This window comes from Streptomyces sp. NPDC007095 (assembly GCF_040634475.1).
Taxonomy (GTDB): Bacteria; Actinomycetota; Actinomycetes; order Streptomycetales; family Streptomycetaceae; genus Streptomyces.
Genome location: NZ_JBEYFS010000213.1, coordinates 1 through 20,843 on the forward strand (window position 1 = coordinate 1; position 20,843 = coordinate 20,843).

Here is a 20,843-nt window from a genome sequence, read left to right on the forward strand (position 1 = left end):
GGACGGTCCAAACAGTGTGATCAGTCACAAGTCTGCCGCACTGGCGTGCCGGGCAGTGCGGCAGGGGGCCAATTGGGGGCCCGCCAGCAGTGCCGCGAGCAGCAGGGGGATGCCCAGGCCGTGGTGGATCACCAGCCATGCGCCGAGCGTCGCGCCCGCCAGCATGGCGAGGACGGCCGCCGTGCGGCGGGGGGAGCGGTGGCCCGAGCCGTCGCCGGCCGCGGACTCGGAGGCGAGGCCGGTCAGGGTCATCGTCAGGACGGTGGTCGTGAGGTCCGGCACCCCGAGTTTGCGGACCGTCGCGTTGCGCAGGCCCATGGCGAAGGCCGTGAGGGCGATCAGGGTGTAGGCGGTCGCGGTCGCGCCCGGCGCGGCGAAGGCGACCACGGCGGAGATGCCCACGAACACCGCCTCCGCGGTGAGTGTGACCCGCGCCCAGGTCCTGCGTGAGCCGCCGCCGTACCGCCCCGCGATCCGGCCCCCGACCGCGGCGCCCACCAGGAAGCAGGCCAGCGAGGTCGAGGTGTGAGGGATCGAGAAGCCGGGGGCGCCGGCCGCGGCGAAGCCGAGTACCACCACGTTGCCGGTCATGTTCGCCGTGAAGACGTGCCCGAGTCCGAGATAGCTCACCGCGTCGATCAGCCCGCTGACCACGGTCAGCGACAGCAGCACCACCACCAGACGCACCCCGCGCGCCTCGGGGTCGTGCGTCTTCTTCGTCTCGGTGCTCATACGGCCTCCGGTCAGCGGGACGGGCCCGGCGCGCCGCGCCCCTGGGGCAGCCGTGCCCGTGGGGTCCTGCGGGCTGCCCCTTGTGTCCTTCCCTGCGCGCGTGTCCCGGAGTCACCATGACCCTTTACGCCTCGGGGGGCAACGGAAGCGGGCGCTCAGGCGTACGGCGGGGGCCCGGCAGATGAAGAGGTGGGTGGAGGAGACGTATGGACAGGCGGCAGCACGGCGAGGGCGGGCGCTCACGGGCGGGATCACCGGCACGTACCGCGCCCCTGCCACGCCCCGCCTCCCCGGGCCCCCACCAGGCCAGGACCGTCTCGGACGCCACACCCAGGACGCCCGCCGAGATGACGGCGATCCAGCGCACGGCCGGCAACCGGGCGGCGTCCGTGACCGTGCAGAGGGTGGGGGAGTCGAGCACGAGCGCGCCTCCCGCCGCCGAGGAGTCCGGCCGGGCGGACCAGGGCGCGGCCGTGATCACGCGGCTGAGCCGGTCGATCGAGGGCCATGTCGTCGTGGCGAAGATGAAGGTGAACCCCCTGGCGCCGGGCACGTGGTGGCCGGAGCACTGGATGCCGGAGGGGCCCGCGCGCCTGAAGCGCACCCTGGAGCGGCGGGTGATCAGCGGCGAGCTGTTCGGCGCCCAGGACCTGGAGGACATCAGGACGCTCTCCCAGGTGAACCCCCAGTGGCTCGCGAAGGTGGGTATCGGCACCTTCGAGGAGTCCGAGGAGTACATCAAGGGCGACCACAAGGACTGGCTCAGGAACCTTCCGGGCAAACGCATCCTCGCCGCGACCCTGGCCTTCCAGCAGAACGCGCCGGGCACGCGCCCGGCGGGCGCGCCCACCCCGATCGCCCCGGACTACACCCTCGGCCGTTTCATGACCACCAAGGCTCCCGGGGTCCCGGACGAGGAGAAGCAGCCCCTGCGGGCCGAGCGGGACGAGCAGATACGGCAGACCGCCGTCGACACCCTGCACCCGGCCGGACTTCCGTCCGAGCGCCTCCACCCCGACGCGGACAAGGCCGAGACGGTGAAGCACGCGGCGAAGGACGCGAAGGCCCGTGACGTCTTCACCGCCGTCCTGCTCCTGCTCCAGCACGGACTGAAGACCTACGACCCGGGGGCGGAGGTGGCCGCGCACGTCGACTATCGCGAGGGCGACGTCGTGCGGGCGCTCGCCCACGGCGGCCGGGTCAACATCCGCATCCCCGCCCTGCGCGCGGGCGAGTCGCCCCAGTCGTTGACGGACTTCCTGGGCGTCACGGACCGGGGCCGACGCGCGGGGTTCGTCGACAAGCGCGACTTCGCCACGCACCGCACCGCCATCGAGAAGAACAAGGAGGGGGGCGAGCCGGGCAAGTTCCAGGAGAAGGGCGGCATCGGCGCGTCCGTCGCGAACTTTCTGACGCCGGCCCTGCCCCATGTCGGGCCCGAGCGTCCGCAGCTCATGGGCATGGACATCTCCGGCGGCGGGTTCGGGTCGCAGGACTGGAACGGCGACGTGGTCCTGCCGAACGGCTCGTACGGCCACATGCTGCTGATTCTCACCCCGCCGACCGCCGCCAAGGACGGCTCCCTGCTGGTCGGCATCGAGACGATCAAGCCCCACGCCGAGAGCCCGGTCGGCTATGTGCACAACGCCCGGTCCACCGAGGCCACGGCCAACCCCGAGTCGGTCCTGCACGGTCACAAGGGGGACAAGGTCGGCACCGGCGGGCTGAAGCGCAACGAGCGCCTGGTGGAGCTCCGGGAGCTGGGGAAGGCCCAGGGAAGCGGGGACTGGCGCGCGTTCCTGGACCAGATCAAGCGGGAGTGGCTCGACGAGCTGGAGAAGAACAAGGACGACGTCGCCGCGCAGCGGAAGATGTACGAGCGGCTCGTCGGCCGACGGCAGCACTTCTACGAGCAGACCGAGCAGACCGACCAGGCTGAGTAGACCGAGCAGGCTGAGCAGACCGAGCAGACCGACCAAGCTGAGTAGACCGAGCGGGCCGATTGATTTGATGTTCGGTGGGCATGGCGAAGGCGGCGGCCCCGGGGATCGGGGGGCCGCCGCCTTCGCGTATACGGGTGCCGTGTGGCTCCGGTGGTCACCGGTGGGCCGCTCAGTACCAGTTGTGGGCCTGCCAGAAGTTCCAGGCGGCGGCCGGGCTGCCGTAGCGGGAGTTCATGTAGTCCAGCCCCCACTTGATCTGGGTGGCCGGGTTCGTCTTCCAGTCGGAACCGGCGGCCGACATCTTCGCGCCGGGCAGGGCCTGGACCAGGCCGTAGGCGCCGGAGGCGGAGTTCGTGGCGCTGGGGTTCCAGCCGCTCTCGTGCTCGACGATCTTGCTGAAGGCACTGAACTGCGCGGCGTCCGGGATCATCTTGTGCGCGATCGCCTGGGCGGAGGAGGCCTGGCCGGTGGCGGCCTGAGCGGGGCTCGCGGCGAGGACCATGCCGGTGGCGGCGGCGGCCACGGCGGCGGTGGTGAGGGCCTTCTTCGGGGAAGCGACGATGTTGCGGATGAAGGAGACGGACACGCGGAGAACCTCTCTTAGGAAACAGGGCGGTCGCGGTGCGCCGTGACCACACGACGTGTGGTGGGGGCGTACATCGGCGCCGCGGCCCGGGTGGGCTCGTGGCGCCTGGCGACTGCTCCAGAGAAACAGGCTCAGGGGGCGTCCGCAATGACCCCTTTTACTAGTGGTGGTCGCATCCGAGGGAAACGTCCCTTGTGTGACCTGGGTCTCAAACCCCAGGTCGGAGGGGTTGACGACGCGTCCATGCCACGCCTTTGGCGCTACTAGCCCGCTTCGTATGTGACGTGGGTCCTATGGGGTGCTTCACTCCGCGACTGACAGAAGGTGCGCGGGTGCTTACGGCACGCGTCCGGACGGTGTGACCTGGGCCGCACTCACCGGGGTTCGAAGGTGACCGGGGTCTCAAAGGCGGCCCGTCGCGTCGCCCTGCGCAGCGCCTTGAGGAGGGTCGCGCCGAGCGTGAGGGTCAGGGCGACGGTGACGACGGCCCGGCCCAGGTCCCAGCCGAGGGAGGTGGCCAGGCAGTAGGCGAGGAAACGGGCCAGGTTGGCGGGCACGTCGGCGTGCGGGTCGAAGGCGACGTTCGAGGCCAGTGCGCCCATGAAGGGCCAGCCGGCCAGGTTCATGACCGTGCCGTACGCGAACGCGGCGCAGAACCCGTACGCCGCGAGCAGGGCGAGTTCCCCGCGCCCGCGCATCCGGTCGGGGCCCGGCAACAGCCCCGCGCCCATCGTGAACCAGCCCATCGCCAGCATCTGGAACGGCAGCCACGGACCCACCCCGCCCGTGAGCAGCGCGGAGGAGAACATGGTCACGGACCCGAGCACGAACCCGAACCCCGGTCCGAGCACCCGGCCGCTCAGCACCATCAGGAAGAACATCGGCTCGATCCCGGCCGTCCCGGCACCGATCGGACGCAGCGCGGCGCCGGTCGCGGCCAACACTCCGAGCATGGCCACCGCCTTCGGGCCGAGCCCGGACTCGGAGATCGTCGCCGTGACGACGGCGACGAGCATCACCAGCAGCCCCGCGAACAGCCAGGGCGCGTCCTGCGCGTGCGCGACGACCTGCGAGGTGGGGTCGGCGAAGAGCGGCCAGCCGAACCCGGCGACCCCGACGGCGCTCACGAGGCAGAGGGCGGCGAGGGAGCGTGGGCCGAGGCGGACGGCTCTGGCCCGGACCTCCGGTGTCGTCATGCGAGGGCCTCCCTGATCTGGGTGACCGTGAGCCACGGCTGTGGCGCGAGCACCTTCGTGACCTGGGGGGCGAAGGACGGGGAGGCGACGACCACCTCGGCCGTGGGGCCGTCGGCGACGATCTCGCCGTCCGCGAGGACGACGACACGGTGCGCGAGCTCGGCGGCGAGTTCCACGTCGTGGGTGGCCAGGACGATCGCGTGACCCTCGGCGGCCAGGCCGCGCAGGACCGTGACCAGGCGGGCCTTCGCCGCGTAGTCCAGGCCGCGGGTCGGTTCGTCGAGGAGCAGGAGCGGGGGGCGGGCCGTCAGGACGACGGCCAGCGCGAGCGCCAGCCGCTGCCCCTCCGACAGGTCACGGGGGTGGGTGGCGTCCCCGATGTCCGGCAGCAGCTCGGACACCAGGGCCCGGCAGGTGCCGGGCTCGGCCCCCGCGTCCTCGTCGGCCGCCGCGCACTCGGCGGCGACCGTGTCGGCGTACAGCAGGTCGCGCGGTTCCTGCGGTACGAGACCCACCCGGCGTACGAGGTCCCGTGGTGCCGTCCGGTGCGGGACCGCGCCCCCGACCAGGACCGAACCGGCCGCCGGTTGGACCAGGCCGACCAGCGTGCCGAGGAGGGTGGACTTCCCGGCCCCGTTGCGTCCCATCAGCGCGATGATCTCGCCGGGGGCGGTGGTGAGGTCGACGCGCCGGAGCGCCTCGACGCGGCCGTGGCGGACGGCGAGGGCTTCGATCGAGGCCGGGGCCGTCGCCCGCGGAGTTGTCGGCTGCGGAACTGTCGCCCGCGGAACTGTCGGCTGCGGGGTCCTCGGCTGCGGGGTCCTCGGCTTCGGGACGAGTTCCGCGAGCCGCTCCCGCAGCGACCCCGCCCTGCGCCGTGCGTCGCGCACCGTCAGGGGGAGCGGGGACCAGTCGGCCAGCCGGCCCAGGTCCACCACCGGCGGGTACACCGGGGAGACGGCCATGATCTCCGACGGGGTGCCGAGCGTCGGCGCGGCGCCCGGGGACGGGAACAGGGCGACCTGGTCGGCGTACTGGATGACGCGTTCGAGGCGGTGTTCGGCCATGAGGACGGTCGTGCCTAGGTCGTGGACGAGGCGTTGCAGGACGGCGAGGACCTCCTCGGCGGCGGCCGGGTCCAGGGCCGAGGTGGGCTCGTCGAGGACCAGGACCCGCGGGTGGGGGGTCAGGACCGAGCCGATGGCGACGCGCTGCTGCTGGCCGCCGGAGAGCGTGGCGATCGGGCGGTCGCGGAGGTCCGCCAGGCCCAGGAGGTCCAGGGTCTCCTCGACGCGGCGGCGCATCACGGCCTGCGCGAGGCCCAACGACTCCATGCCGTAGGCGAGTTCGTCCTCGACCGTGTCCGTCACGAAGTGGGACAGCGGGTCCTGGCCCACCGTGCCGACCACGTCAGCGAGCTCGCGCGGCTTGTGGGTGCGGGTGTCCCGTCCGGCGACCGTGACCCGGCCGCGCAGGGTGCCGCCCGTGAAGTGCGGCACGAGACCGGACACCGCGCCGAGCACGGTCGACTTGCCGACGCCGGAGGGCCCCACGAGCAGGACGAGTTCACCCTCCGGGACCTCGAAGTCCACGCCCTGGACGGTGGGTTCGACAGCTCCGTCGTACGTCACGGAGACATCCTCGAAGCGGATCATGAGGGGTCCTTGGGGGTGGAGGGTTCCCGTGAGCGGGGTGTCGGGGCCACGAAGGCGGGGAGCAGGCCGAGCAGGATCGCCGCCGCGGGCCAGAGGGGCAGGGCGGGAGCGGTCAGCGGGAGGACACCAGGGCTCAGGGCCGCGGCGTCGTACGTGGCGGAGACGATCAGTCCGGCGGCGACGGCGGCTCCGGAACCCGCCACCAGCCAGGCCCGTACGCCCCACACGTCCGGGCGGTAGCGCGTGCGGACGGAGCGGCGCCCGCCCAGCCACAGCCCGCCGAGCGCCGCGGCCACTCCGGCGAGCAGCACGGGCAGGCCGTAGGTGCCACCCTCGGCGGTCAGCACTCCGTATGTGCCCGCGCAGACGCCGAGCAGACCGCCCAGGGTCAAGGCGGTGGTCGTACGGCGGACGGCGGGCGGTACCTCGGCGGTGCGGCCGTAGCCGCGGGCGTCCATCGCCGCTGCGAGGGCGACCGAACGCTCCAACGCACCCTCCAGGACGGGGAGTCCGACGTGCAGCAGGCCATGCAGCCCACGGTCGGGGCGGCCGCGCAGACGGCGGGCGGCGCGCAGTCGCCGGCCGTCCGCGATCAGGTTCGGCGCGAACGTCAGCGCGACGACCACCGCGACGCCCGCCTCGTACAGGGCGCCCGGGAGCGACTTCAGCAGCCGTGCCGGGTTCGCGAGGGCGTTCGCCGCGCCGACGCAGATGAGGAGCGTGGCCAGCTTCAGGCCGTCGTACAGCGCGAACAGCAGGCCCTCGGCGGTGACCCGGCCGCCGATACGGATGCCCTGGGCCCAGTGGGGGAGGGGGAGTTCGGGGAGGGTGATGAGGAGGTGGGTGCCGGGGACGGGGGAGCCGAGGAAGACGGCGAACGCCAGCCGGATGCCGAGGACGGCGATGCCGAGTCTGACGAACGCGGTGTAGGAGCGGGCCCAGGGGGCGTCGGTCCGGCGGGCGGCCACCACATAGCCGGCCACGGCTATGAGGAGGGCGAGCAGGAGGGGGTTGGTGGTGCGGGAGGCGGCGGTTCCCAGGCCCAGGGCCCAGATCCACCAGGCTCCTGGGGGGAGGGCGTTGGAACGGTGTGCCTTCGGCGCGCGTGTCATCGTCGCTCGCCGTACTCAGGGCCGGCGGCGGCGGGTCTGCCAGACCGCCGCCCCGCCGATCGCGGCGACCGCGACGACTCCCGCGAGCAGGCCCAGCGACGGGCCGTGCCGGTCCGGCTCGGACTTGGCGTCGGCTTTGGCGTTGGCCTTGGCGTTGGCTTTCGAGGTGGCGGAAGGCGCGGTGTGCGACGTCGCGACCTGGTCGCCGCAGCCCGTTCCGGGGTAGCCCGCGATGGCGCACAGGAGGGCGTTGGTGTCGTACCGGAGGGGCTTGGCGACCGTCGCCAGCGCCTCGGCCGTGGTCGCGTCGGCGGGGACGCGGGCACAGACCGTCCGCGGAGCGGGCGGCGTCTCGCCGCCCGGGGCGTCCTCGGTCGTGCCGGAGTCGATGACGAGGGCCACCCGCTTGTGGCCCGCCTGGGCGGGCGTCTTCGCGCAGATGGACGCGAAGTCGGCGTCGCCGCGCGGTTTGGAGGCGTCCTGCGAGTCCGCGCTCACCGCGAAACGGAAGCCCTGCACGTCGCCGTCGGACGGCCGCGCGGTCGACGGGCCCTGCGTCGCGTACGTCCACTTCCCGTCGGTCAGGTCCCAGAACGACCAGTAGCGGTAGCCGACGGCCTGGGCCTGTCCCGCACCGCCGAGTGCGAGCAGGAGCAGGGACAGGACCAGTGCGCACGTCCGACGGCGGCTCACGGCTGCTGCTTCTTGTTCCGGGCGCTGAGCAGGAAACCGATGCCGATGCCGCCGACGAGACCGACGCCGATGATCCACCAGACGCTGACGCCGCTGTCGTCCTTCTTCGTGGCTTCCGCGGCGGACGCGGAGGAGGAGGCCGTGGGCTCGGCCGGGAGGGACGCGGGCGCGGGGCCGGTGGCGTTGAGCTGCTTGACGAGGTCCCGGCCGCCGAAGTCGCGCGGGTCGAACGTCGCCGCGTCGGCGGCGAGGACGAGTTGCGCGTACGCGGCGGGTCCGCTCTGCTCGGCCCACTGCGCGGAGTGGGCCTCCAGCCAGCGCATCGCGTCGGCCGCCTTGTCGCCGTGCCCGGCGGTGGCGAGCGCGACGACCGCGTCCGCCGTGTTGCCGTAGTCCGGCTGGTCCTTGGCGCCGGGCATCGTCGACGTGAGGTGCTGGTCCTTGGCGAGCGCCTTGACGAGGTACGCGGCGCCGTTCCGGGCCGCCTGCCCGGCGCTGTCGGCGGTCCCGCAGGAGAGGGGGTCGGCCACGGGCTTCAGGGGTTCACCGGCGAGGCCCCTGCCCAGGGCTCCGACCACGGCCGCCGCCGTCGCGTCCGCGTTGGCCGCGAGCTTGCCCTTCTTGTCCGGCTGGTAGGCGAACGCGCCCCCGTCGGCCCCGCCGCACGGGATCGACAGCTTCGCGAGGGCGTCGTACGGCGACTTGCCGCCCTTGGAGACATCGCTCGGCTTCAAGCCCACCCCCGCCAGCGCCCCGATCACCACGGACGTGGAGTTCGCGTCGCTCGCGCCGCCCGCGGTGTAGCCCCAGCCGCCGTCCTTGTTCTGTACGGACTTCAGCCATGCGACGGCCTTGTCCGTCTCGCCGCCGTGGCCGCCGAGCGCGGCGAGGGCCTGCACGGCCGCCGAGGTGCTGTTGGTGTCGACCATCGTCTTGGCGTCGCACTTCGCCGACGCGTCGGCGCGGTACGCCGCGAACGCCCCGTTCGCGCACTGCTGCCCGGCCAGCCAGTCGACGGCCTTCGCCGCGGGCTTCACACCGACGGTGTGCTGGGCGAGCAGCGCGAGGGACTGCCGCCAGACACCGTCGTAGGTGGGGTCGGTGGTGCCGTAGAGGCCGGAGGGTATCGCCGGGGCAGGCGAAGGCGAGGCGCCCTCGGCCACGGCGGCCGGGGCCAGGGCCGTACCGATCACTACGGTGGCGGCCAGTACCGCGGCGCTGCGGCGAACAAGCATGACTCTCCCTGCGGAAGCCGGGCAGCACCGGGCGCAGGCTTGGCCCCGAGCGGCTCCGGCCCCGTATCCCTCGACGGTGCCGGCCACCGGCGGGCTGCCGGTGGCACGAGCCGGTCACGTCCCGGACGAGGCGATCCGGCTTGCCACGCCTGTGGGTGGCTCACGGTTGCGGGTCAGCGCCGGAATTGCACCGGCTTCTCCGCGTACGGGTGTGATGACGACCTGCTTACTGTACCGGCCCGTAGGAATCGCCTGAGGAGCGGCTGTGGCGGCGGATAGGTTCGGAGCCATGCGGACGGGGAGACTGATCGGTTCGGGGCGTTCGGCGGATGTCTTCGAGGTGGAGGGGGAGCGGGGCTGGGTGGTGCGGCGGGATCGGGACGGGTGGGGGGACGCGGCGGCCGAGGCGGCGGTGATGGAGTACGTGCGGGAGCACGGATATCCGACGCCGGCCGTGCGGGCGGCGAGCCGGACCGAGATGGTGATGGAGCGGCTTTCGGGGCCGACCATGCTGGCGGCGTTCGAGGCGGGGGAGATCGGCGCGCGGGAGGGTGGTGGCGTGCTTGCCGGACTGCTGCGCGCGTTGCACGCCGTGCCCGGTCGGGGTTCCGGTGACGTGGGCGTCCGCGTACTGCACCTGGATCTGCACCCGGACAACGTGATGCTCACCCCGGACGGCCCGAAGGTCATCGACTGGTCCAACGCCGAGGACGGGCCGCCCGGTCTGGACTGGGGCATGTCCGCCGTGATCCTCGCGCAGGTCGCCGTCGGCGCTGAGGTCCACGCGGAGCCGGCCCGCGAGACGCTGGTCGCGATGCTCGACGGGAACGCGGACCGGGTGACGCGGGAAGGGCTTGCGCAGGCGCGGGTGCGGCGGGCCGCCAATCCGACCATGAGCGCACATGAGGTCCAACTCCTCGGGGATGCCGAGGAGTTGATCCGGACGCTGCTTCACTGAGCGGTGCGGCGCCAGAAGTCGCGCATCAGCGGGGTCGGCGTCGGGTTCTCCATGGCCACCTGGGTGAGGAGCAGGGTGACGGTGCCGGTGGCGGGGACGAGGTGGCCGGTGGTGCCGGTGCCGCCGGTCCAGCCGTAGCGGCCCGGGACGTTCCAGGGGTCGGTGGGCGCGATGTCGACCTGGGCGCCGTAACCCCAGCCCTGGCCTTCCATGAAGAGCGCGCCGATCTCGCGCTGCGGGCGGGTGAGGTGGTTGGTGGTCATCTGCCGTACCGAGGCGCGGGAGAGGAGCCGGCGGCCCCCGGCCGCGGTGCCGCCCGCGAGGAGCAGCCGGGCGAAGGCCAGCCAGTCGTCGGCGGTCGAGACGAGTCCACCCCCGCCGGAGGGGAACGGCGGCACGCGGCTCCACTGACCGTCGGGCGAGTCGGCCAGTTCGAGACCCTGGCCGTCGGGCGCGGTGCGGTAGGAGCTGGTGAAGCGGTCGCGCTTGGCGGCCGGTACCTCGAACGCCGTGTCGGTCATGCCGAGCGGCTCGAAGACCCGCTCGGCCAGGAACTCCGGCAGTGAACGGCCCGTGACCCGGGAGACCAGCACGCCCTGGAGGTCGGAGCAGGTGCCGTACAGCCAGGCCTCGCCCGGCTGGTACAGCAGCGGGATCCGGGACAGGTCCGCCAGCCACGCGTCCGGCGCCGGGAAGCCCTGCGGTTCGCGGCCGTCCTTCTGGACCTCGAACAGCGCCTGGACCTGCGGCAGCGTGAAGTCGGACGGGAAGCCCCAGCCCGCCCGGGAGGAGAGCAGGTCGGCGACGGTGAGGGGACGGGCGGCCGGGACCACGTCCTCGACCGGACTCGACGGGGTCCGTACGACCATCGGCTTCGCCAGCTCCGGGAGCCAGGTGTCGACCGGATCGTCCGACGCGATCTGCCCGTCCTCGATCAGCATCATCACCGCCGCCGCGGTGATCGGCTTGCTGATCGAGGCGATACGGAAGATCGAGTCCCTGGCCATCGGGGCGCTGCCCTCGACGTCGACGGTGCCGACGGCCCGGACCTCGACCGTGTCGCCGCGGGCCACCAGGCCCACGGCTCCCGGCACCTTGCCCTCGTCGACGTACGCCTTCAGGAGGTCGTGCAGGCCGCTCGCCGACCTCGGGTTCGGGTCCGGCTTCGGCAACGGGTTCGGCATCGGCTTCGGCTTCGGCATCGGTTGGCCTTTCTGGGGGGTGCTTCGGTATCTACGACTCCCGTCGCGTCGCGGAATCATCGGTCACGGCACGGGCGCCGGAACCGTCGCCTCCGTGGGCTGGCACAGCACCAGGGCGAGATCGTCGGCGAGGGCGGTGCCGGTGTGGGCGAGCAGGCGGGCGTGCAGGGACCGCAGAGCCTCGTCGGGCAGCGGCTCGCGCAGGGCGAGCGCCGCCTCGCCGAGGAGGGGGAACGGGGCGCCCTCCGGGTCACGGGCCTCGGTGAGGCCGTCGGTGTAGAGGAGCAGCCGGTCGCCGGGCTGGAGCCGTACGCGGTACTGGTGCGGGTCGGGACCGAGCCCCAACGGCGTTGTGGGGACGAGGGGTTCGAGGAGTTCGACGCGGTGGCCGGAGCGCAGCGGCGGCGGATGGCCGCAGTTGACGAGCCGCACCTCGCCGGGCGCGAACTCGGCGAGCACCGCGGTGACGAAGTCCTCGGGACCCAGTTCGGGGGCGAGCAGGGCGTCGAGTCCGGTGGTGAGGGTCGTCAGGTCCGTTGCGGTGTAGGCGAGTTCACGGAAGGCCGTGATGGTGTCGGCGGCCAGCCGGAGCCCCTCGACGCCGTGGCCGCGTACATCGCCGACGAGAACCCGCAGGCCGTACGGCGTCACCGCGACGTCGTACAGGTCGCCGCCGACGTCCGATTCGTGCGAGACGCTGTGGTACCGGGTACAGACCCGGGTCCCGTCGAAGGTACGGGAGATGGGCCGCAGGATCGCCGTCTGGGTGACCCGGGCCACCTCGCGGGCCCGCGCCAGCCGGTCGCGGAGGCGGTCACGCTGCCGGGCCGCGTACACGGTGAGCGCGCAGCCGACGAGGAGTCCGCCCCAGCGGATGCCGAAGCCGGTGCTCGGCACCGTTTCGTTGCCGATCCCCATGGCCAGGCCCAGGACCGCCGACCAGCAGCACACCAGCACGGTGTGCCGGACGCCGAGCCGGGCGCAGGCCAGCAGCGGGCCGATGAGCAGCAGGGTGATGAGCGGCGGTACCTGTTCGAAGAGCAGATCCGGCACGGCGATCAGCAGACAGGTGACGAGCGGTGCGAGCAGCGCCCGCCGCTCCCGCCGTTCTTGATGTCCTCGGTCTTCCTGGTGTTCTCGGCGATCTCGCTGCCCCTGCTCCTTCGTGCCCATCACCCGACGATCTCCGAACATCGACCGCCGCACCCTCACCAACAGGGAGTTGATCGCATCTCGTCGAAAGGTGCCCGGAACTGTCGTGGTGCCGACGCTCTTCTGTCCGAGTTCTCGGACTGCCGCCGGAGCCGGCGTGATCCGTCCAGAATGGCTGTTGTGTCCGACAAAACGACCGAGCCGACGCATCCGACCGGCGGCGGCCCCGGCAATCTGCCGCCCGAGACGCACAGCTTCGTCGGGCGGCGGGAGGAACTCCACTGGCTGGAGACGGAGCTGGACCCCTCGGTGGGCACATACCGGCTCCTGAGCGTCGTCGGCGTCGGCGGAGTCGGCAAGACCCGGCTCGCCCTGCGCGCACTGGGCCGGGCCCAGAAGGCCTACAACGACGGCGTCTGGCTGGTGGAACTCTCCCCCCTGCACACCGCCGGCCTGGTCGGCCTCGCCGTCGTGGAGGCGCTGCGGCTCGCCGACCAGTCCACCGGCCCCGTCACCGAGGTGGTGGCCGAATGGGCCGAAGGCAAACGGCTGTTGCTGGTGCTCGACTCCTGCGAACACGTCCTCGCGGAGTGCGCCGCACTCGTCGAGACCCTGCTGCCCGCCCTTCCCGGCCTGCGCGTCCTCGTCACCAGCCGCGAACCGCTCGGACTGCCCGGTGAACTCGTGCTGACCCTGGACCCGCTGCCGATCGCCGACGACGCCGTCACCCTGTTCGCCGACCGCGCCACCAACACCGGGTTCACCCTCGACGACATCAACCGCCCCACCGTGGAGGCCGTCTGCCGTCGCCTCGACGGCATCCCGCTCGCCCTCGAACTCGCCGCCGCCCGACTGTCCGAACTGTCCCTGGCCCAGCTCCACGGCCGGCTCGGCGAACGCCTGCCGTCCCGGCTCGACCTGCTCAGCGCCCCGCGCGACGGCGCCGGACCGCCACGCCACCAGACACTGCGCACGGCGATCGGCTGGAGCCACGAACTGTGCGCGCCGCTGGAGCGGCTGTTGTGGGCCCGGCTCTCGGTGTTCGCGGACGGCTTCTGCGTGGGCGCCGCCGAGGAGATCTGCGCGGGCGGCCCGCTGCCCGCCGGGCGGATCGCCGCACTGCTCGCCCGGCTCGTCGAGCAGTCCATCGTGCAGCGCCACCGCACCGACCCCGCCCGCTTCCGACTCCTCGACACCGTCAGGGAGTTCGGCGCCGACTGGCTGTGCGCCCTCGGCGAGGAGCACGCCGTACGGCTGCGCCACCGCGACCATTTCCGGCGGCTGGTCCGCCAGGGATGGACCGAGTGGAACACCGGACGCCAGGTCGCCTGGTGCGAACGCACCCTCACCGAACACGCCAACCTGCGCGCCGCGATGGACTGCGCGCTCACCGACCCCGACCGCCGGATCGCCCTGGGGATGGCGGCCGACCTCGGCTTCCTGTGGCGGCACTGCGGCTCTCTGCGCGACGCCCAGCACTGCCTGGACCTCGCGCTCGCCGCCGACCCGCCGCCCGGACCCGACCGCACCCGCGCCCTGTGGGCACGCGGCGCGGTGGCACTGCTCCAGGGCGACCTGGACGTCGCGGCGGACTGGGCGGAGCGCTGCACGGACGCGGCGGACACCCAGGCCGACCCGGTGGCCGTGGTCGCCGCCGCGTACCTCACCGGCGGCCAGCTGGCGCTGAGCGGCCGGCTGGGCGAAGCGATCGACGTACTGTCCGCCACGCCCCGACTGCCCATCAGGCAGGACGGGTTCGGGGCGGCCCAACTCCAGGTCCGGGTGGCGCTGTCCTTCTCGCACCTGCTGCGCGGCGACCACGACCGGGCGCGGACGGTGGCCGAGGAGGTGCGCGAGGCCAGCGTGGAGTGCGGGGAGTCGTGGGCGGGCGCCTTCGCCGACGGGATCGTCGCCCAGACGGACCTGGCGCGCGGCGAGGTCCGCGCCGCCGTCGACAACGCCCGCACCGCGCTCGCCGGGCACGGCCTGCTGCACAACACCGTCGGCGCGGCCATGGCGCTGGACGTCCTGGCCGCCGCGGTCGTCGCGGCCGGCGACGGCCTGCGCGCCGCCCGCCTCCTCGGCATCGGTGAACGCGTCTGGGAACTCACCGGCCGCGCCCAGATGGACTCGCCCGACCTTCTCGCCACCCGCCGTTCCCACGAACTCCGCATCCGCGCAGAGATCGGCGACAGCGCCTACCGCGCGGCGTACGAGGAGGGGTCCGGGATGCCGTACGAGGAGGGGCTCGACTACGCGGCGGAGGGCCGGTGACGGGGGGTGGGGCCGCCGAACGGCAGGAAGAGGGTGCGGGCCGAGAGCAGCCACTGCCCGTCGAGCCTGCGGAAGGTGTCCTCGTAGTGACCGATCTGCACGGGAGGCCCGGCGGGGACCATGCCGCCGGTGTGGCCGTCGACCCGGTAGGTGGTGAAGTACGAGGTGGCCCGCGCCTGGGTCGGTGAGTCCACGGTGACCAGGACGTTCGCCATCATGCGGCGCGAGAGCCGGTCAGCGGGGCGCGCACCGAAGTATGCGCGCAGGGCGGCACGTCCTTCGACGAGCCGGTCGCCCTCCGGCCACCGCCAGACGCCGTTCTCGGTGAACAGCTCGGCGACGGAGGCGGGTTCACCGAGGTCGAGACGGTGGACGAAGTCGAGGGCGAGACGCTCGCAGGCGCGCTCGGCGAGAAGACGTTCGAGGGCGGGCTGTTCGAGAGGGTCCATGAGCTGTTGCTATCAGTTCCGGTCCCGCCGTCGCCAACGCATTGCAGCGCCGCGCGAACGCGGTACAGCGCCGCGCGAACGCGTCACAGAGCCGCGCGAACGCGGTACAGAGCCACGCGAACGCATTGCAGCGCCACGCGAACGCGTTACAGAGCCACGCGAACGCGCTACAGCGCCACGCGAACGCGTCACAGAGCCACGTACGTCACCGGATCACTCCCCGCCACCGCCTCCGCCCGGCCCAGTTTCACCAGGCGGCGCACATGGGCCTCGGCCTCCGACACCGCGATGTTGCGGGAGGTGAAGGGGATCTGGTCCCACGGGCGGTTCCACTCCATGCGCTCGGCGAGCTGCCAGGAGGTGAGCGGGGTCGACAGCAGGGCGAGCAGGCCGGTGAGCCGCTCCTCATGGTGTGCGAGCAACTCCCGTACGCGGCCGGGCGCGTCGGTGAAGGCGTGCTGGTGGGCCGGGAGCACCTCGGCCGGGTTCAGCCGGCCGACGCGCTCCAGGGCGTCCAGATAGTCGCCGAGGGGATCGGCCACGGTGGCGTCGTCGGGATCCTCGTACAGGCCGATGTGCGGGGTGATCCGCGGGAGCAGGTGGTCGCCGGAGAAGAGGCGGCCGTTGCCGGGGAGGGCGGCCGGGTGGGTCTCCTCCAGGTGGAGGCAGACGTGGCCGGGCGTGTGGCCCGGGGTCCAGATCGCGCGCAGGCGGCGGCCCGCCAGGTCGAGGAGCTCGCCGGGGACGATCTCACGGTCGGGGAGCGCGGGGGCGAAGGCGGGCAGGCCGGTGGAGAGCCGGGCCGTGCGGGCCTCGCGCAGCAGCGCCACGTGTTCCTCGGGGGCGCCCGAGGACGCCAGCTTGTCCGCCATGTACGAGAACCAGCGGTCGGGCCGGTTCTCCCGGGTCCGTCGCACGATCGCGGTGTCCAGCGCGTGCATCGCGATCCATGCCCCGGACGCCTCCCGCACCTTGCCCGACAGACCGTGGTGGTCGGGGTGGTGGTGGGTGATGACCACGCCGTGCACCTCGGCGACGGAGACGCCGCAGGCGGTGAGCCCGGCGGCGAGGGCGTCCCAGGAGGCCGGGTCGTCCCAGCCGGTGTCGATCAGCACGGGTCCCAGATCGGTGTCGACGAGGTGGACCAGCGTCGTTCCGAGCGGGTTGTCCGGGATGGGGACCCTGATCGACCGTACGCCCCCGCCGTGATCGGTCACCTGCGTCATGGATCCCCACCAATCGCCGTGTTCTCGCCACTATAACTAGAACCGATTCCATTGGGTGCTCAAACCAACCGTTCTGTGGGCTGTGTGCGAGTCATGGGTCCGGCCCGTGGACTCCGTCGACCGGAGCTGGTATCAGTTCTCATATCTGATGAAGCGTCAGAAACCAGGGAGGCGGCCGGTCATGACCGAGCTCGTGGAGCACGGACAGCTGTTCATAGGCGGGGAGTTGACGGACCCCCTGGGCAAGGACGTCATCGAGGTGATCTCGCCGCACACCGAGGAGGTCATCGGGCGCGTCCCGCACGCGTCGACCGAGGACGTGGACCGGGCGGTCGCCGTCGCGCGCCGGGCGTTCGACGAAGGACCCTGGCCCCGGATGAGCCTCGACGAGCGGATCGAGGTCGTCACCCGGATCAAGGACGGGATCGCGGTACGGCACGAGGAGATCGCCCGGGTCATCTCCTCGGAGAACGGCTCCCCGTACTCCTGGAGCGTCCTCGCGCAGGCCCTCGGCGCGATGATGGTGTGGGACGCGGCGCTCACGGTCGCGCGGAACTTCACGTACGAGGAGACACGCGACGGCGTCCTCGGCCGGATCCTCGTCCGGCGCGAGCCGGTGGGCGTGGTGGCGGCCGTGGTGCCGTGGAACGTGCCGCAGTTCGTGGCGGCCGCCAAGCTCGCGCCCGCGCTGCTGACCGGCTGCACGGTCGTACTGAAGCCGTCGCCCGAATCGCCCCTGGACGCCTATCTGCTGGGCGAGATCGCGAAGGAGGCCGGGCTGCCGGAGGGTGTCCTGTCGATCCTGCCCGCCGACCGCGAGGCCAGCGAGTACCTGGTCGGACACCCCGGCATCGACAAGGTCTCCTTCACCGGATCGGTCGCGGCCGGCCGGCGCGTGATGGAGGTGGCCTCGCGCAACCTCACCCGTGTGACGCTGGAGCTGGGCGGGAAGTCGGCGGCGGTGGTCCTGCCGGACGCGGACCTCGCCACCGCCGTCCCCGGAATCGTCTCGGCGGCCTGGATGAACAACGGGCAGGCGTGCGTCGCGCAGACCCGGATCCTGCTGCCGCGCTCGCGCTACGACGAGTTCGCGGACGCCTTCGCCGCGGCGGCGGGCGCGCTGGTCGTCGGGGACCCGCTGGACCCGGCCACCCAGGTCGGCCCGCTGGTCGCCAGGCGTCAGCAGCAGCGCAACCTCGACTACATCCGCATCGGCCAGGAGGAAGGCGCCAAGATCCTCACGGGCGGTGGCCGTCCGCACGGGCTCGACCGGGGCTGGTACGTCGAGCCGACGCTGTTCGGGGACGTCGACAACTCCATGCGGATCGCTCGGGAGGAGATCTTCGGGCCGGTGATCTGCCTCCTCCCCTACGGCGACGAGGACGAGGCCGTGAAGATCGCCAATGACTCCGACTACGGGCTGAGCGGCAGCGTCTGGACGGCGGACGTCGCGCACGGCATCGACGTCGCGCGGCAGGTTCGTACCGGCACGTACTCCGTGAACACCTTCAGCCTCGACATGCTCGGCCCCTTCGGCGGCTACAAGAACTCGGGGCTGGGGCGGGAGTTCGGGCCCGAGGGGTACGGCGAGTTCCTGGAGCACAAGATGATCCACCTGCCGGCAGGGTGGGAGGCCTGAGGATGGGCGACCGCTGGGGGGTCGAGGTCGACCGCTCCGTCTGCATCGGCTCCGCCCAGTGCGTCCACCGCGCCCCGGAGGCCTTCCGGCTCGACACCGCCATGCAGTCGCATCCGGCCGAGGCGGAGACCGACGCCAACGAGAAGATCCTCGAGGCGGCGGAGAGCTGTCCGGTGGAGGCCATCATGATCACGCTGTTGGGCAGCGGGGAGCCGGTGTTTCCACCGGAGGACTGAGACCGGGATCGAGGCCGGGGTGGAGGCCGGGACTGAGGCCGGGCGCGGCCTCGAAAAAAAGTCCTCTTTGGGTGGTTCCATCCGGCTGTGGGTGTTCTATTCTGGTAGTGGCCTACGAGGCGAGTGAGGGAGTTCAACCGGAGTAGCCGACTTTGGCGAGAGGCAGCAACTTCCGCCGAGGCCGACGTCGACGGTCGGGCTGAGAGGCCTGAAGGTAGTAGTCGGACCGGAAGGCGACCTCCATCACCTGATCCGGACCATGCCGGCGAAGGGAACCCGTCTCGTAGGTTTTCGCGTGCCTTCGTGCACCGGCAGCATGCCTAGGGCTTCTCGGCCGGCTCCGTCAGGTCGATCAGGCGGCACACCGTCTCGATGTCGATCTTGACCTGGGCGATGGAGGCGCGGCCGGAGAGCCAGGTGATCAGGGCGGAGTGCCAGGTGTGCTCGATGACCCGGACCGCGGAGAGCTGCGCGGGGCTCGGGTCCTCCAGCCCCATCGCGTCCAGGATGATCACCGTGGTCTGCCGGGACACCTGGTCGACCTCGGGGCTCACACTGCGGTCCGCGAAGGTCAGCGCGCGGACCATGGCGTCGGCGAGGTGCGGCTCGCGCTGCAGGGCGCGGAAGGCCCGCATCAGCGTCTCCGCCACCCGCTCCGCCGCCGTGTCCCCGGCCGGCGGCTTCTTGCGGAGGGTGCCGTGCATGTGCTCCAACTGGTCCTGCATGGTGGCGACCAGCAGATGGACCTTCGAGGGGAAGTAGCGGTACAGCGTGCCGAGGGCGACCTGTGAGGACTCCGCGACCTCGCGCATCTGCACCGCGTCGAAGCCGCCCCGGCTGGCCAACTGCGCGCTCGCGTGCAGGATCCGGCGGCGGCGTGCCTCCTGCCGCTCGGTGAGCGGGGGAGAGGCCGGCTGCGCGGCGGGTCGCGCGGACTTGGCTTCCACCTTGACTTCCGCAGGCATGGGTCCCGTTCCGTGGTTCAGCTGGAGGAGCGACGAGACAGCATGGCAGACACTTCCGTGGGTCAGAACACATCCGTCATGTCATCCGTCCCGACGCTTCCGTCGTGGCGCGGATCACCTGATCCACTGCTCACAGAGACGCTACCTGCCGGTAGATTCAGTGCTCCTCGAACGATCAAGTCTGAAACTTGTTCTAGATTAGCGTCCCGGCGTAATCTCGCGGGAAAGTGCAGGGAGAAGGGGGCCGTAAGTGACCGCTGAGGCCATGGAGGCGGGCCCCGGGGCGGGCGCGGCCACCAACGGTGACGGACCGTTGCGCATCGCGCTCCTCACGTACAAGGGAAACCCGTTCTGCGGCGGTCAGGGCGTGTACGTACGGCACCTCTCGCGCGAACTGGCCCGCCTGGGCCACCGGGTCGAGGTCATCGGCTCCCAGCCGTACCCCGTGCTGGACGAGAACCTCCCCGGGCTCAGCCGCAACCTCACCCTCACGGAACTGCCCAGCCTCGACCTGTACCGCCAGCCGGACCCCTTTCGCACCCCGAAGCGCGAGGAGTTCCGCGACTGGATCGACGCGGTCGAGGTCGGCACGATGTGGACCGGCGGCTTCCCCGAACCCCTGACCTTCTCCCTGCGCGCCCGCCGCCATCTGCGCGCCCGGCGCGGGGACTTCGACGTCGTGCACGACAACCAGACGCTCGGGTACGGGCTGCTGGGTGACGTCGGCGCGCCGCTGGTCACCACCATCCACCACCCCATCACCGTCGACCGGCAGTTGGAGCTCGACGCCGCCGAGGGGCGCCGGCGCCGCGCGTCCGTACGCCGCTGGTACGCCTTCACTCGCATGCAGAAGCGGGTCGCGCGCCGTCTGCCGTCCGTGCTCACCGTCTCCGGCAGCTCGCAGCAGGAGATCGTCGACCACCTGGGCGTCGCCCGGGACCGTGTCCACGTCGTGCACATCGGCGCGGACACCGACCTCTTCTCGCCCGATCCGTCCGTGCCGCAGGTACCGGGCCGGATCGTCACCACGTCCAGCGCGGACGTGCCCCTCAAGGGGCTCATCCACCTCGTCGAGGCGCTCGCCAAGGTGCGCACCGAGCACCCCGGCGCGCACCTCGTCGTCGTCGGCAAGCGTGCCGAGGACGGGCCGGTCGCCCAGGCCATAGAGCGGTACGGCCTCGAGCGCGCCGTCGAGTTCGTCAAGGGCATCTCGGACGCGGAGCTCGTCGACCTCGTGCGGTCCGCCGAGGTCGCCTGCGTGCCGTCCCTGTACGAGGGGTTCTCCCTGCCCGCCGCCGAGGCGATGGCCACGGGGACGCCGCTGGTGGCCACCACCGGCGGGGCGATCCCGGAGGTCGCAGGACCCGACGGCGAGACCTGCCTCGCGGTTCCGCCCGGCGACTCGGGGGCGCTGGCCGCCGCGCTGGGCCGGGTGCTGGGCGACCCGGAACTGCGGGTACGGCTCGGCTCCGCCGGACGCGCGCGGGTACTCGACTTCCGGGGGACGCCTCGCACAGGACCGGTACGGCGTTGACGGCGCGGTTCGCCGTGTACGAGGGCGACATGGCGGCCATCCGGTCGAGCGGCACC

The 20,843-nt window shown here is 72.3% G+C and carries 18 protein-coding genes and 2 riboswitches; of the genes, 6 read left to right on the top strand and 12 right to left on the bottom strand.

The window, feature by feature from the left end; translation table 11 throughout:
• Positions 1–24: 24 nt before the first annotated feature.
• Positions 25–732, bottom strand: a complete 708-nt coding sequence (locus ABZ656_RS45515) for a YoaK family protein (RefSeq protein ID WP_360276796.1) — start codon at positions 730–732, stop codon at positions 25–27.
• A gap of 206 nt (positions 733–938) precedes the next feature.
• On the opposite strand from ABZ656_RS45515, the gene ABZ656_RS45520 reads away from it, so the two are divergent.
• Positions 939–2,675 carry a PE-PGRS family protein gene (locus ABZ656_RS45520; RefSeq protein WP_360276799.1) on the top strand — a complete coding sequence of 579 codons (1,737 nt, stop codon included), beginning with the start codon at positions 939–941 and terminating at the stop codon, positions 2,673–2,675.
• A 169-nt stretch (positions 2,676–2,844) separates the two neighbouring features.
• Here ABZ656_RS45520 and ABZ656_RS45525 read toward each other — a convergent pair whose 3' ends face one another.
• From ABZ656_RS45525 to ABZ656_RS45550, 6 genes are all read right to left on the bottom strand, one after another.
• Positions 2,845–3,261, bottom strand: a complete 417-nt coding sequence (locus ABZ656_RS45525; RefSeq protein WP_101405423.1) for a transglycosylase SLT domain-containing protein — start codon at positions 3,259–3,261, stop codon at positions 2,845–2,847.
• Between the two features lie 374 nt (positions 3,262–3,635).
• The gene (locus ABZ656_RS45530) at positions 3,636–4,457 is read right to left on the bottom strand and encodes an ECF transporter S component (protein WP_101405424.1); all 822 of its coding nucleotides are present in this window, start codon (positions 4,455–4,457) and stop codon (positions 3,636–3,638) included.
• On the bottom strand, positions 4,454–6,112 hold the full coding sequence (locus tag ABZ656_RS45535) for an ATP-binding cassette domain-containing protein (protein WP_360276803.1): 1,659 nt from the start codon (positions 6,110–6,112) through the stop codon (positions 4,454–4,456). Before ABZ656_RS45535 ends, ABZ656_RS45530 begins: the two co-directional genes overlap by 4 nt.
• Positions 6,109–7,224, bottom strand: coding sequence for a CbiQ family ECF transporter T component (locus ABZ656_RS45540; protein WP_360276806.1), 1,116 nt, complete (start codon positions 7,222–7,224; stop codon positions 6,109–6,111). Before ABZ656_RS45540 ends, ABZ656_RS45535 begins: the two co-directional genes overlap by 4 nt.
• A 15-nt stretch (positions 7,225–7,239) precedes the next feature.
• A complete protein-coding gene (locus tag ABZ656_RS45545) occupies positions 7,240–7,917 on the bottom strand; it encodes an SCO2322 family protein (protein ID WP_360276809.1) in 678 nt (225 codons plus the stop codon).
• Positions 7,914–9,152: a prenyltransferase/squalene oxidase repeat-containing protein gene (locus ABZ656_RS45550; RefSeq protein WP_360276812.1), complete on the bottom strand. Its 1,239-nt coding sequence runs from the start codon at positions 9,150–9,152 to the stop codon at positions 7,914–7,916. Before ABZ656_RS45550 ends, ABZ656_RS45545 begins: the two co-directional genes overlap by 4 nt.
• A 111-nt stretch (positions 9,153–9,263) precedes the next feature.
• Positions 9,264–9,393, bottom strand: a riboswitch (cobalamin riboswitch).
• A gap of 48 nt (positions 9,394–9,441) precedes the next feature.
• Here ABZ656_RS45550 and ABZ656_RS45555 point away from each other — a divergent pair.
• The gene (locus ABZ656_RS45555) at positions 9,442–10,110 is read left to right on the top strand and encodes a phosphotransferase (protein ID WP_360276815.1); all 669 of its coding nucleotides are present in this window, start codon (positions 9,442–9,444) and stop codon (positions 10,108–10,110) included.
• Here ABZ656_RS45555 and ABZ656_RS45560 read toward each other — a convergent pair.
• Together ABZ656_RS45560 and ABZ656_RS45565 are read right to left on the bottom strand one after the other, a co-directional pair.
• The gene (locus ABZ656_RS45560; protein WP_101408175.1) at positions 10,104–11,294 is read right to left on the bottom strand and encodes a serine hydrolase domain-containing protein; all 1,191 of its coding nucleotides are present in this window, start codon (positions 11,292–11,294) and stop codon (positions 10,104–10,106) included. The genes ABZ656_RS45555 and ABZ656_RS45560 overlap by 7 nt on opposite strands.
• An 81-nt stretch (positions 11,295–11,375) precedes the next feature.
• The gene (locus tag ABZ656_RS45565) at positions 11,376–12,485 is read right to left on the bottom strand and encodes a PP2C family protein-serine/threonine phosphatase (RefSeq protein WP_360276818.1); all 1,110 of its coding nucleotides are present in this window, start codon (positions 12,483–12,485) and stop codon (positions 11,376–11,378) included.
• A 159-nt stretch (positions 12,486–12,644) separates the two neighbouring features.
• On the opposite strand from ABZ656_RS45565, the gene ABZ656_RS45570 reads away from it, so the two are divergent.
• Complete coding sequence (locus ABZ656_RS45570; protein WP_360276821.1) at positions 12,645–14,738, top strand: hypothetical protein; 2,094 nt, start codon at positions 12,645–12,647, stop codon at positions 14,736–14,738.
• Here ABZ656_RS45570 and ABZ656_RS45575 read toward each other — a convergent pair.
• Both ABZ656_RS45575 and ABZ656_RS45580 read right to left on the bottom strand, forming a co-directional pair.
• Complete coding sequence (locus tag ABZ656_RS45575) at positions 14,717–15,187, bottom strand: nuclear transport factor 2 family protein (protein WP_360276824.1); 471 nt, start codon at positions 15,185–15,187, stop codon at positions 14,717–14,719. The genes ABZ656_RS45570 and ABZ656_RS45575 overlap by 22 nt on opposite strands.
• A gap of 188 nt (positions 15,188–15,375) precedes the next feature.
• A complete protein-coding gene (locus ABZ656_RS45580) occupies positions 15,376–16,413 on the bottom strand; it encodes an MBL fold metallo-hydrolase (RefSeq protein ID WP_168490957.1) in 1,038 nt (345 codons plus the stop codon).
• Between the two features lie 181 nt (positions 16,414–16,594).
• Between ABZ656_RS45580 and ABZ656_RS45585 the strand changes: the two genes are divergently transcribed.
• The gene (locus ABZ656_RS45585) at positions 16,595–18,052 is read left to right on the top strand and encodes an aldehyde dehydrogenase (protein ID WP_360276827.1); all 1,458 of its coding nucleotides are present in this window, start codon (positions 16,595–16,597) and stop codon (positions 18,050–18,052) included.
• 2 nt (positions 18,053–18,054) lie between these two features.
• A complete protein-coding gene (locus ABZ656_RS45590; protein WP_054230941.1) occupies positions 18,055–18,288 on the top strand; it encodes a ferredoxin in 234 nt (77 codons plus the stop codon).
• A gap of 115 nt (positions 18,289–18,403) precedes the next feature.
• A riboswitch (TPP riboswitch) is annotated at positions 18,404–18,579 on the top strand.
• A 29-nt stretch (positions 18,580–18,608) separates the two neighbouring features.
• Here ABZ656_RS45590 and ABZ656_RS45595 read toward each other — a convergent pair.
• Positions 18,609–19,253 (bottom strand): TetR family transcriptional regulator, encoded by a 645-nt coding sequence (locus tag ABZ656_RS45595; RefSeq protein WP_360276830.1) that lies wholly within the window; start codon positions 19,251–19,253, stop codon positions 18,609–18,611.
• A 250-nt stretch (positions 19,254–19,503) separates the two neighbouring features.
• On the opposite strand from ABZ656_RS45595, the gene ABZ656_RS45600 reads away from it, so the two are divergent.
• Complete coding sequence (locus ABZ656_RS45600; RefSeq protein WP_360276833.1) at positions 19,504–20,787, top strand: glycosyltransferase family 4 protein; 1,284 nt, start codon at positions 19,504–19,506, stop codon at positions 20,785–20,787.
• Positions 20,788–20,843: the final 56 nt, after the last annotated feature.

Coding starts and splice junctions, on each gene's coding strand:
- ABZ656_RS45515 (WP_360276796.1), bottom strand. CDS start 732: ATGAGCACCGAGACGAAGAAGACGCACGACCCCGAGGCGCGCGGGGTG.
- ABZ656_RS45520 (WP_360276799.1), top strand. CDS start 939: ATGGACAGGCGGCAGCACGGCGAGGGCGGGCGCTCACGGGCGGGATCA.
- ABZ656_RS45530 (WP_101405424.1), bottom strand. CDS start 4,457: ATGACGACACCGGAGGTCCGGGCCAGAGCCGTCCGCCTCGGCCCACGC.
- ABZ656_RS45535 (WP_360276803.1), bottom strand. CDS start 6,112: ATGATCCGCTTCGAGGATGTCTCCGTGACGTACGACGGAGCTGTCGAA.
- ABZ656_RS45540 (WP_360276806.1), bottom strand. CDS start 7,224: ATGACACGCGCGCCGAAGGCACACCGTTCCAACGCCCTCCCCCCAGGA.
- ABZ656_RS45550 (WP_360276812.1), bottom strand. CDS start 9,152: ATGCTTGTTCGCCGCAGCGCCGCGGTACTGGCCGCCACCGTAGTGATC.
- ABZ656_RS45555 (WP_360276815.1), top strand. CDS start 9,442: ATGCGGACGGGGAGACTGATCGGTTCGGGGCGTTCGGCGGATGTCTTC.
- ABZ656_RS45560 (WP_101408175.1), bottom strand. CDS start 11,294: ATGCCGAACCCGTTGCCGAAGCCGGACCCGAACCCGAGGTCGGCGAGC.
- ABZ656_RS45565 (WP_360276818.1), bottom strand. CDS start 12,485: ATGGGCACGAAGGAGCAGGGGCAGCGAGATCGCCGAGAACACCAGGAA.
- ABZ656_RS45575 (WP_360276824.1), bottom strand. CDS start 15,187: ATGGACCCTCTCGAACAGCCCGCCCTCGAACGTCTTCTCGCCGAGCGC.
- ABZ656_RS45580 (WP_168490957.1), bottom strand. CDS start 16,413: ATGACGCAGGTGACCGATCACGGCGGGGGCGTACGGTCGATCAGGGTC.
- ABZ656_RS45585 (WP_360276827.1), top strand. CDS start 16,595: ATGACCGAGCTCGTGGAGCACGGACAGCTGTTCATAGGCGGGGAGTTG.
- ABZ656_RS45590 (WP_054230941.1), top strand. CDS start 18,055: ATGGGCGACCGCTGGGGGGTCGAGGTCGACCGCTCCGTCTGCATCGGC.
- ABZ656_RS45595 (WP_360276830.1), bottom strand. CDS start 19,253: ATGCCTGCGGAAGTCAAGGTGGAAGCCAAGTCCGCGCGACCCGCCGCG.